The 11686-nt window shown below is 35.9% G+C and carries 9 protein-coding genes and 1 tRNA gene; all 10 read right to left on the reverse strand.

Going from position 1 to position 11686, the window contains the following annotated elements; translation table 11 throughout:
• Positions 1-296: 296 nt before the first annotated feature.
• Positions 297-370: transfer RNA gene (locus HM990_RS16050), tRNA-Arg, on the reverse strand.
• A 39-nt stretch (positions 371-409) separates the two neighbouring features.
• Positions 410-856 carry a GatB/YqeY domain-containing protein gene (locus HM990_RS16055; protein ID WP_178990331.1) on the reverse strand — a complete coding sequence of 149 codons (447 nt, stop codon included), beginning with the start codon at positions 854-856 and terminating at the stop codon, positions 410-412.
• 181 nt (positions 857-1037) lie between these two features.
• A complete protein-coding gene (gene ftsZ / locus HM990_RS16060; protein WP_178990333.1) occupies positions 1038-2978 on the reverse strand; it encodes a cell division protein FtsZ in 1941 nt (646 codons plus the stop codon).
• 56 nt (positions 2979-3034) lie between these two features.
• Positions 3035-4366, reverse strand: coding sequence for a cell division protein FtsA (gene ftsA, locus HM990_RS16065; protein WP_178990335.1), 1332 nt, complete (start codon positions 4364-4366; stop codon positions 3035-3037).
• A 3-nt stretch (positions 4367-4369) separates the two neighbouring features.
• The gene (locus HM990_RS16070; RefSeq protein ID WP_178990337.1) at positions 4370-5092 is read right to left on the reverse strand and encodes a cell division protein FtsQ/DivIB; all 723 of its coding nucleotides are present in this window, start codon (positions 5090-5092) and stop codon (positions 4370-4372) included.
• On the reverse strand, positions 5085-6377 hold the full coding sequence (gene murC, locus HM990_RS16075; protein ID WP_229719443.1) for a UDP-N-acetylmuramate--L-alanine ligase: 1293 nt from the start codon (positions 6375-6377) through the stop codon (positions 5085-5087). The genes HM990_RS16070 and murC overlap by 8 nt, the downstream gene beginning before the upstream one ends.
• Positions 6378-6534: 157 nt before the next feature.
• A complete protein-coding gene (gene murG, locus HM990_RS16080) occupies positions 6535-7635 on the reverse strand; it encodes an undecaprenyldiphospho-muramoylpentapeptide beta-N-acetylglucosaminyltransferase (RefSeq protein WP_178990341.1) in 1101 nt (366 codons plus the stop codon).
• A gap of 90 nt (positions 7636-7725) precedes the next feature.
• Positions 7726-8913, reverse strand: a complete 1188-nt coding sequence (locus HM990_RS16085) for an FtsW/RodA/SpoVE family cell cycle protein (protein WP_178990344.1) — start codon at positions 8911-8913, stop codon at positions 7726-7728.
• A 44-nt stretch (positions 8914-8957) separates the two neighbouring features.
• Positions 8958-10355 (reverse strand): UDP-N-acetylmuramoyl-L-alanine--D-glutamate ligase, encoded by a 1398-nt coding sequence (gene murD, locus HM990_RS16090; RefSeq protein WP_178990346.1) that lies wholly within the window; start codon positions 10353-10355, stop codon positions 8958-8960.
• A 48-nt stretch (positions 10356-10403) separates the two neighbouring features.
• Positions 10404-11645, reverse strand: coding sequence for a phospho-N-acetylmuramoyl-pentapeptide-transferase (mraY, locus tag HM990_RS16095; protein WP_178990348.1), 1242 nt, complete (start codon positions 11643-11645; stop codon positions 10404-10406).
• Positions 11646-11686: the final 41 nt, after the last annotated feature.

Genomic DNA, 11686 nt, shown 5'->3' on the forward strand with positions numbered 1-11686 from the left:
TATTAATGTTCTAAATTATAATATTTCTGAGAATAATTCTAAGGACGGAAAATAAATATTTGAATGAAACTTGGAAAATAGAGTAGTCTGTAGGATTGTTTTGAATCTTTCAACACTCCGTTTTGACAATAGTTTCAACAAAAAAACGCTCAAGCTAGCTTATCATAATTTATTATATATAAACGAAACTTTAAAGGATTGTTGTGGATCCCTTAAAGCTCCGCTTTGAAAATCAAAAAGCTGCACTTACAAATTCAAGCGAGCTTGATTTGACGTACAGCTTTTTGATTTATTCGTGACCGCGAAGGGATTCGAACCCCCAACCCTCAGAGCCGAAATCTGATATTCTATCCAGTTGAACTACGCAGCCATAGTTCCTGCGTAAGCAGGAATCTTAATTATATTTAATTTATGACAATTTAGCTTTAACAATATTAGAAATTGTTTTTCCATCTGCTTGACCTGCTAATTTTTTACTCACAATACCCATAACCTTTCCCATGTCCTTCATACCCTCAGCTCTAACTGCAGCGATAACTTTCATGACTTCGACGGAAATCTTTTCCTCAGACAATTGCTCAGGTAAAAACTGACTGATAACTTCTGCTTGTGCCAATTCTGGCTCAGCCAAATCGTTTCGGTTTTGTTCCGAAAAAATAGCAGCACTATCCTTACGTTGTTTTACCAACTTGGATAATATTTTTATTTCTTCATCTTCGGACAAACCCTCTTGTGTACCTGAGGTTTGCGCTAATAAAATTTCTGATTTTACAGCTCTTAAAGCCGCTAAGGCTGTTTGGTCTTTGTCTTTCATTGCTGCTTTCATAGCAGTCATTATTTCGACTTGTAAGCTCATAATTTGATTCTATTTATGAAGTGCGAAGATAGTGAAAAGTTTCGCTCTCGACACATAAGATTTGTACCATTTATCATTTGAAATTACAACAAAAATAAGACCCTTATATACAAAAACCCAAAAAGCTGGGAAACTTTTTGGGCTCGACATTAGTGTTTAAACACAATAGTTAAACTTGCTATTAATCTACATTATCGTGTAAAAAAGAATTATTACTTCTTAACTGAATGTCGTCATTTTCATCTGTTCCGACAGACATTCTAGAAGCTTTGGTTTCAGAAGAATGCTGCGCATCTTCCAGGTTAACACCTTGTCTTTTGTAAGCAGGTACTTTTTCGATTTCGTTTACTTTGGCATCATTGAATTTATAATTGAAATCTTTCATTTTTCTTCTGCGCTCATCGGCACGAGCGATAAGCATCTCAGAGATTGGACTGTTCATTGGGTCAATCTCTTCAGGAGCTTCAACAGTTTCGTCTGTAGGAATCGTTTTCTTTTCAAAAACAATTTCTTCTTTTGTTTCTGTTTTTTCCTTTTTAGTATTAATAGACGATTCAAAGGTTTCAAAATCATCTAAGGCATAGCGTTTTTCGCCTTTCTCATTGACTTCTGTTACTGCAATAATCTCAACAGGCTGATTGACATCTATGTCTTTTACCTCTTCCTCTAAACTAAAGAACATTTTTTCTTCTTCAGCTTTTGGTGCTTCCTCTTGTTCAGTTTTTTTGTTAGCTAAGGGTAAATCGAATGAGAACGTAATTTGTTCTTCTGGTGTTTCTTCAATTGTCTCCGCTTTATTTACAATGGGTGTAATCACAAAATCTTCTGGCTCAACTAAAGGTTCATGTTTTTTATCTAATACTTCATCATAAACAACGTTCATGTTCTTTAAGAAGTCTGTAGTCGCGATTAAATCTGTGCCTTTATGCTCTTCAGCTTTAGCTTTAATTTTTCCCTCTTCGTCCTCATCCTCAAGCAATGTATGACGAACAATTGGCACTTCCTTTTCTTTCTCTAAAACGATATCTGGCGTAATGATGGCTGGATCTTTTTCTTGCGTACTGATTCCTGTTTCAGGAGCTTCTTCCAAGGCATGAACCACTTTTTTGGTTTCAGTGTTGGAAATTTCATTCTGCTGATCCATATCAAATCCTGTAGCGATAATAGTTACTGAAATCGATTCTTGTAAATCGTCATCTTCGCCAACACCCATAATGATGTTTGCACCATGACCTGCTTCGTTTTGAATGTGGTCGTTGATTTCCCCGATTTCATCAATAGTAATTTCTTGGGAACCGGAAACGATGAGCAACAATACGTTTTTAGCTCCTGTGATTTTATTATCGTTAAGTAATGGCGAATCCAATGCACTCATAATAGCCTCTTGCGCTCTTGTCTGGCCCGAAGCTGTTGCTGAACCCATAATCGCGGTTCCACTATTGCTCAATACGGTTTTAGCATCACGTAAATCAATATTCTGTGTGTAGTGATGTGTGATGACTTCTGCAATTCCTCGAGATGCGGTAGATAATACTTCGTCTGCTTTAGAGAAACCGGCTTTAAAACCAAGGTTTCCGTAAACTTCACGTAATTTATTGTTGTTTATCACCACCAGAGAGTCTACATGCGAACGCAATTTTTCGATACCTCGTTGGGCTTGAGCATTACGCATTTTACCTTCAAACTGAAATGGCATCGTTACAATTCCGACGGTAAGAATATCGAGTTCTTTCGCCATTTTCGCAATGATTGGTGCAGCTCCAGTTCCTGTTCCGCCGCCCATTCCTGCTGTGATAAATATCATTTTTGTATTGGTGTCCAACATTCTGCGAATGTCTTCTAAACTTTCAATCGCTGCTTCTTCTCCAACATCTGGATTAGCACCAGCTCCCAAACCTTCAGTCAAGGCAACACCTAATTGAATTTTATTTGGAACTCCACTACTTTGAAGCGCTTGTGAATCAGTGTTACAAATGACAAAATCAACGCCTTTTATACCTTGCTGAAACATGTGATTGATGGCGTTGCTTCCACCTCCACCGACACCAATAACCTTGATGACGTTCGATTGATGCTTTGGCAAATCAAATGAAATATTTCCAAATTCGTTGCTATTACTCATGATAATTATGATTATGGGTTTTCAATTCTATTTTAATTATGGTTTGGATAATTGCTTTATTCGGCATTATCCAAAAAATCCTTTACACGCTCCGTTAACTTATCTAAAAATGAACGACGCTCTTTTACTTTCTCTTCTACTCTTTCTTCTATTTCTGGCTCTGACAATTCCTCGGCTTCATTCTGAATAATCATTTCCTCTTCAATCGCTTCTGCCTTTTTTCGTTCTTGGCGTTTTAAGCCGTCCATCACCAAACCAACTGCTGTGGCAAACAATGGACTTGCAATATCTTCATCACTATCTCCTGCTAAATGCTCATTAGGATATCCTATTCTGGTATCCATTCCCGTAATATATTCTACTAATTGCTTCAAATGTTTCAATTGGCTTCCTCCGCCTGTTAAAACAATTCCACCAATCAGTTTCTTCTTTTGCTCTTCGTGACCGTAATTTTTTATTTCAACATAAACTTGTTCTATAATTTCCACAACCCTTGCGTGAATAATTTTAGACAAATTCTTCAATGTAATTTCTTTTGGTTCCCTTCCTCTTAATCCTGGAATAGACACAATTTCGTTATCCTTGTTTTCGCCTGGCCATGCCGAACCAAATTTCACTTTTAAAAGTTCGGCTTGCTTTTCAATAATGGAACAACCTTCTTTTATATCTTCGGTAATTACATTTCCACCGAAAGGAATGACTGCAGTATGTCGAATAATTCCATCTTTAAAAACCGCCAAATCCGTCGTTCCACCTCCTATATCAATCAACGCCACACCAGCTTCTTTCTCCTCTTGACTCAGTACTGCATTTGCTGAAGCTAAAGGCTCCAACGTAATACCTTCAAGCGTTAATCCTGCACTTTTTATACAACGGCCAACATTTCGGATTGATGATACTTGGCCAACAACCACATGAAAATTAGCTTCCAATCGTCCACCATACATCCCTATCGGCTCTTTGATTTCAGCTTGACCATCAATCTTAAATTCCTGAGGTAAAACGTGAATAATTTCTTCACCAGGCAACATGACCAATTTATGCACTTGATTGATTAAACGGTCAATATCCTCCTCATCAATGACCATATCCGAATTTGGGCGCGTGATATAATCGCTATGCTGTAAACTTCGAATATGCTGACCTGCGATACCAACGGTTACATCTTCAATTTTTTCTGATGCAGCAGCTTCTGCTTCCTGAACCGCTTGTTGAATGGACTGAATAGTTTGGGTAATGTTGTTAACCACACCACGATGCACACCCATGCTTTTAGCCTTTCCCAAACCTAAAATCTCAACTTTATCGTACTCGTTCTTGCGACCAATCATGGCCACAATTTTTGTGGTTCCTATATCTAGACCTACCGAAATATTTTGTTTGTCCATGGTTTACTTTTTGGTGCAAATAACTTGTTTGTCAAATTTTAAATTCACTAATGCATAGTTATCTAAAATTTGGTCTTTTAAAGCCTTTTGGTAAAACGCCTTAAAATTATTTATCTTTTTTTCGAGTTGATTTAAAGATCCAACATGGACCGTAAAATCACTTTTTCGAATTTTAAAATCAATGGTATTGTCGTCGTTCTGACGAATCTCAATGACATATTTCTTTAAGAAATCATCTTCATCCACAGCTTTTGCAAATTGAAAGACCGTTTCGAGCTTATTTTTCTCAATATTTCCAGTAACAAGTGGCACTCTTGCCGCATAATTATAGGACAAAGGCATATAGCCACCTTCGTCATCTATATAATACGATGCATTAGTGTTCACTCTTGCAATAGGTCGTTTCTGTTCAATTTCAGCTGAAAGCGTACCGTTTACTGACATATACACTTCCGCTTCTTTTATCATTGGGTTAGAATTCAGGGCAGATTCTAATTTGTTCAAATCTATAATTTCTTTAGGCTGTTCTGAAACAGGTTCGAGATTTTGTATTAACAATTTACTAACATTCGCATCTGTAATGAATAATTCGTTTTCGCCTAAGAATTTTATATGAGGTTCGCCAACGATTCTGTTTTTGTTTCTTTGATTTGAAAACGCAAACAAAAAACCAATTACTAGAATTAACCCAATGATTTTTATGAAGTTATAATTAGTCTTAAACATGGAACGCTTCTTTGATATATTTCACTTCTGCTCCAATATCTCCTGCTCCAATGGTCAAAATGATTTGAGCCTTGGATTTTCTGATTTCATCAATTATTTCTGATTTTTGAATTAATTTTTTATTTGAATTTTGAATTTTATTTAATAACCATTTTGAAGTCACACCTTCAATGGGTATTTCTCTTGCTGGATAAATATCTAAAAGCAATATTTCATCGAATTTTGAAAGACTTTCTGCAAATCCATCACTAAAATCCTTAGTTCGACTGAATAGGTGTGGCTGAAAAATCGCTAACACTTTTTTATTAGGATACATTTCCCTAACCGCTTGATGTACGGCATTGATTTCTTCCGGATGATGCGCGTAATCATCTATAAACACAAAATCTTCGGTTTTAATTTGATAGGTAAATCTGCGTTTTACGCCTTTGTAAGATTCTAAGCCTCTAGCTAATTCATCAAAAGAACATCCATATTCTGCAGCCATTGCCAATGCAACTATTGCATTTGATAGATTATGCCTTCCTGGCAAACTGAATTTGAAATTTTTATAGATACCATTCGGTGTGTTTATATCAAACACATAACTGCCATTTTCAATACTTATATTTTGGGCACTATAATCAGACTCATCTTCAATTCCATAGGTAATGCCTTTTAATGGCAAACCGTTTTTTACAAATAATTTCCCGTTTGGTTTTATACGTTCTAAAAAATCCTTGAAGGTTTTAATCAATTCATCGGCATTTCCGTAAATATCCAAATGGTCAGCATCCATTGATGTAATGCATGCCAAATCTGGTGACAAGGTTAAAAACGAACGATCAAATTCGTCAGCTTCAACCACCGTAACTTCGGTGCCGTTTATTATTAAATTAGAATTATAATTCTCACTTATCCCACCTAAAAATGCTGTCACAGGTACGTCACAAACATTCAATAGATGGCCTAAAATACTGGTCGTTGTTGTTTTTCCATGTGTACCAGCAACTGCCAAACAAACGGTTTGCTTTGTAATTTCGCCTAAAACAGTAGAGCGTTTTAAAATTTTGAAATTGTTCTCCTTAAAATAGTTGAATTCATCGTGATTTTTAGGAATTGCTGGTGTATATATAATCAATGTGTTTTCAGGGTTCAGAAATTCATTTGAAACCTTTTTAATATCATCCTCAAAATGAATGGCGATTCCTAAATCTTCTAAGGACTTTGTAATTCCAGTTGGTGTTTTGTCATAACCAGCCACCTCTTTACCATTGGCGATAAAATAACGTGCTAGAGCACTCATTCCTATGCCGCCAATGCCGATGAAATAGATGGAAGAAGCCCATCCCAAACCCTTCCCAGAAGGAAGGGCCTTTTCACGGTTGCTAATATATTCGTTATAACTATTCATTTCTGTTTTCGTCTCAGTTTCTTCCCTCTGGGAAGATGAAGATGGGCTTTTATTTTAACAATTTCTCAACCTCATCCACAATAGCATTTGTTGCATTAACCAATGCCAAGGCTTTAATATTTTTACTTAATTCTTTTTGTTTGTCTTCGTTTGTAATTAATTCTGAAAATTCATTTTGAAAATCAGTATCCAAATCTTTTTCCCGTATTAAAATAGCTGCATTTTTATCTGCAACCGATTTTGCATTTTTGGTTTGATGGTCTTCAGCTACATTTGGCGACGGAATGAAAATTACTGGTTTCCCAACGATGCATAATTCTGAAACAGAAATGGCTCCTGCTCTAGAAATAATAACGTCAGCCGCTGCATAAGCCAAATCCATTTGGTTTAAAAACGCGTGGACTTGGATGTTTTTTGAATCATTGTATGACTTGTACTGGTCATAATACAATTTTCCACATTGCCAGAGCACTTGAATATCTTGAGCTTCAAAAAACTCAATATTTACTTCTATTAATTGGTTGATTCGTCTTGCGCCTAAACTTCCCCCTAAAACTAAAAGTGTCTGTTTATTGTGTTTTAATTTGAACGCGTCCTTCCCTTCTATAAGCTTATCTTTTACTTCTAATAAATCCTTTCGAATAGGGTTTCCTGTTAATCTGATTTTATCTTTTGGAAAGTATTTTTCCAAACCTTCATAGGCTACGCAAATGGTATTTACCTTTTTTGCCAACAATTTATTTGTAATTCCTGGAAACGAATTCTGTTCTTGAATTAAGCTCGGAATTCCTTTTGAAGATGCCACTTGTAATAATGGCCCACTTGCAAAACCACCAGTTCCAATCACAGCATCAGGCTTAAATGTGTTTACAATTTTTCTTGAACGCAATAAACTGCTCATTAACTTAAAAGGGAATGCTAAATTCTTCAATGTTAGTTTTCGTTGAATCCCGGAAATCCATAAACCTTCGATTTTGTAACCCGCTTGTGGCACTTTATCCATTTCCATTCGGTCTGAAGCACCAACGAATAGGAATTCGGCACTTGGGTAGCGAGATTTTAATTCGTCTGCAATAGCAACTGCAGGATAAATATGTCCTCCTGTACCTCCTCCTGAAAGGATAAATCGATATGTCTTATTTTGCTTCAACTTTTAAAATTCACTATTCATTAAAAACACCCCTAAAGTCCCCTCAAGGGGACAATCCATTCAACTAACTTTAGTAGTACAAATAAAAACTCAAATCGTCTCACTTAAAATAGCTAAAGGATTGTCATTTGATTCTTCTTGTTCTTTTAATTCTTCGCGTTTTGCGCTTACGCTTAGAATAATTCCTATCGCTAAACAGGTCATCCAAATGGATGTTCCTCCACTACTGATTAATGGTAAGGTTTGCCCTGTAACCGGAAATAATTCAACCGCAACTGCCATGTTTATTAAGGCTTGAAACACGATTGGCAAGCCAACGGCTAAAACCAATAATTTTCCAAATACTGTATCTGACTTATGACTCACAATCACAATTCTAAACAATAACCACATATATAAAACCAAAATAAATAAACCACCATACAAACCGTATTCTTCAATAATAATGGCGAAAATAAAATCGGAAGATGACTGCGGTAAAAAGTTCTTTTGTACGCTTTTTCCCGGTCCCAAAGGTGTAATTCCTGTAGCAATGGCGATTTTTGCTTTTTCAATTTGATAATCGGCTTCCGTATCTTCTCCATTGGCAAAATTTTCGATTCTACTCATCCAAGTATCGACTCTATTTGGCATGGCTTCTGGAAATGCTTTTGCTACCAATACAAATAGTGCTAATGCTGCAAATCCAGACAATAACATTAATCCCAGATACTTCAGAGGATAACCACCTATAAATGCCAACATCATAATCATGGTAAATATGATGGCCGTTGTTGAGAAATTGGCAGGCAGAATGAGAATCAGAATTAAGAAAACTGGTGTCCAAAGTGGTAAAATTGTTTCTTTAAACTTGATTTCTTTATCCTTGATTTTAGATAAATACCTCGCCACATAAACCATTAAAACAACTGCTGCCAACGTTGATGTTTGAAATGACATATTTACAATAGGAATTTGAATCCAACGGCTGGCATTGGCGCCATCAATTGTAGTACCTTGAAGCATTGTAACCAGTAATAAAACAAACACTATTGGAATCATAATCATGGACAATCCACGAAAATATTTATAAGGTACTTTATGAATTCCAAACATAATGATAAAGCCTAAAAGCAAGTGCATAAAATGCTTAACTAACAAGGAAAACGTATTGGTGTGCCCACTATTAGCCAAATTACTCGCCGCACTATAAACAGGCATAAATGAGAATATAGCCAAAAGCGCAACTATGGCCCAAATGGCTTTATCTCCTTTTATTTGCTTGAATAAATTCTGCATGCTTAACCTTTTATAGATGAGTCCCTAATTCATATTTTATTTTTTTATAAATTACGTACAGCATTCTTAAACTGACGTCCTCTATCTTCATAATTTTCGAATAAATCGAAACTCGCACAAGCTGGCGATAACAAGACGTTATCTCCTGCTTTGGCCAATTTGTAGGCGATTTTTACCGCTTCGCTCATATATTGTGTCTCAATAATCACATCTACCATTTTTCCGAATGATTCCATCAACTTTGCATTATCTACACCCAAACAGATGATGGCTTTTACTTTTTCGTTTACAAATGGAAACAACTCTTTATATTCATTGCCTTTGTCTACACCTCCAACTATCCAAACCGTTGGTGCGTCCATACTTTCCAATGCGAAATAAGTAGCGTTTACATTCGTCGCTTTTGAGTCGTTGATGTATTGCACTTTATTAATTTTTAATACGTGCTCTAAACGATGCTCCACGCCTTGAAAATTTTCTAAACTTTCACGAATGGTTTGCTTTCTGATTTTCAGTAAATGCGCAACAGTAGAAGCTGCCATTGCGTTTTTCACGTTGTGTTTTCCTTCTAATGCTAAATTATTTGTTGGCATAATGATTTGATTGTTATCTATTGTTATTATTATCTTATTGTCGTCTAAATAGGCGCCTTGCTCAATAACTTTTGTTAATGAAAAAGGTAATTTTTTGGATTGAATTTGATGCGTTTTCATATACTCTGAAATGACCTCATCATCGGCATCATATATGAAATAATCGTCTTTTGTTTGATTCTCGACTACTCTAAATTTTGAAGCGATATAGTTTTCAAACTTATAATCGTACCGATCCAAATGGTCTGGCGTGATATTGGTTAAAACAGCTATTTTTGGTTTAAAATCGATTATATCGTCCAATTGAAAACTGCTAATTTCCAACACATAATTCTCATGGTTTTTCTCCAGAATTTGCTTTGCAAAACTATCTCCAATATTTCCTGCCAATCCCACATCTAATTCTTGCTTTATCAAATGATGCGTCAACGTTGCTGTTGTGGTTTTACCATTGCTTCCTGTTATCGCTACTAATGTGGCATCTGTAAATTTTGAAGCAAATTCGATTTCAGAAACAACTTTGATTCCTGCTTCTCGGATGCGTTTTACCAATGCTACTTTTTCTGGAATACCAGGACTCTTCATGACGATGTCTGCATTCAGAATTTTTGATTCTGTATGCTGTTCATCTTCAAATTCAATCTCATTATTTAAAAGAACGTCTTTATATTTTTGCTTAATCTTACCTTTATCTGATACAAAAACTTTGAATCCTTTTGCTTTTCCGAGTAATGCTGTTCCTACTCCGCTTTCGCCTCCACCAAGAATTACTAAAAGCAGCCCCTTCCTAAATCCCTCCCCAGAAGGGAAGGACTTCTCACTCTGCTGGATTTTATTTTTTTTATTCATTATCTCAAAGACCTACAAGGTTTTTGAAACCATGCAGGATTACAATACTTATCTAATTTTTAAGGTGACAATTGAAATTATTGCCAATAAAATTCCAATAATCCAAAAGCGGGTTACAATCTTACTTTCGTGATAGCCTGATTTTTGATAGTGATGATGTAAAGGCGACATTTTGAAAATACGTCGACCTTCACCAAACTTTTTTCTGGTGTACTTGAAATAGCTGACTTGCATTATCACTGATAAATTTTCGGCTAGGAAAATGCCACATAACACAGGAATCAACCATTCTTTTCTCACTGCAATAGCGATTACAGCGATAATTCCACCAATAGTTAAACTTCCAGTATCTCCCATAAATACTTGCGCTGGATAGGTATTGTACCACAGAAAACCAATTAATGCACCTACGAATGCAGCGATATAAATAGTAATCTCTTCAACTCTTGGGATATACATAATATCTAAGTACTCCGAGAAAACTATGTTCCCTGACACCCAAGCAAAAATTCCTAAGGTCAATACAATTATGGCTGATGTTCCTGCCGCAAGTCCATCGATTCCATCCGTGAGATTGGCACCATTTGAAACTGCCGTGATGATGATGATACTAACTAGAATAAATACTAGCCATGCGTATTTCTCTAAGTCTGGACTTATCCATGTGATTAAATCTGAATAATCAAACTCATTATCCTTTACAAAAGGGATTGTTGTTTTTGTTGATTTTTCTTCGATGTCAAATAATTTGGCTGCTGGTAAATCGGGATTTTCTGCCAACAATTGTCGTTGTTCCTGAACTGGTAATTTTTCTTTTATAGTCACATCATTATGGAAAAACAAAGTCGCTCCTACGATAATGCCTAATCCAACTTGACCCAAAACTTTAAATCGTCCTTTTAAACCTTCTTTATCATTTTTGAATTTTTTAATGTAATCATCAATAAATCCAATAGTTCCCATCCAAAGCGTAGTGACAATCAATAGGATGATATAAATATTCTCAAGCTTTGCTAACAACAACACAGGAATCAATGTCGCTAGAATAATGATGATTCCACCCATTGTTGGTGTCCCTGCTTTTTCAACCTGTCCTTCCAATCCTAAATCACGAATGGTTTCGCCAACTTGCTGTTTTTGTAAAAACCGAATAATGCGTTTCCCGTATATTGTAGAAATTAACAACGACAATATAATTGCCATAGCTGCTCTAAAGGTTATAAACCCAAAAAGTGATGCTCCAGGTAATTGGAACTGTGCTTCTAGATATTCGAATAGGTAATACAGCATTCTTGGTTGTTATTAGTTTTTTCTTTAAACCAACAGATTGA

The organism is Winogradskyella schleiferi, assembly GCF_013394655.1.
Taxonomy (GTDB): Bacteria; Bacteroidota; Bacteroidia; order Flavobacteriales; family Flavobacteriaceae; genus Winogradskyella; species Winogradskyella schleiferi.

Coding starts and splice junctions, on each gene's coding strand:
- mraY (WP_178990348.1), bottom strand. CDS start 11,645: ATGCTGTATTACCTATTCGAATATCTAGAAGCACAGTTCCAATTACCT.
- HM990_RS16070 (WP_178990337.1), bottom strand. CDS start 5,092: ATGTTTAAGACTAATTATAACTTCATAAAAATCATTGGGTTAATTCTA.
- HM990_RS16085 (WP_178990344.1), bottom strand. CDS start 8,913: ATGCAGAATTTATTCAAGCAAATAAAAGGAGATAAAGCCATTTGGGCC.
- HM990_RS16055 (WP_178990331.1), bottom strand. CDS start 856: ATGAGCTTACAAGTCGAAATAATGACTGCTATGAAAGCAGCAATGAAA.
- ftsZ (WP_178990333.1), bottom strand. CDS start 2,978: ATGAGTAATAGCAACGAATTTGGAAATATTTCATTTGATTTGCCAAAG.
- ftsA (WP_178990335.1), bottom strand. CDS start 4,366: ATGGACAAACAAAATATTTCGGTAGGTCTAGATATAGGAACCACAAAA.
- murC (WP_229719443.1), bottom strand. CDS start 6,377: ATGAGTGCTCTAGCACGTTATTTTATCGCCAATGGTAAAGAGGTGGCT.
- murD (WP_178990346.1), bottom strand. CDS start 10,355: ATGAATAAAAAAAATAAAATCCAGCAGAGTGAGAAGTCCTTCCCTTCT.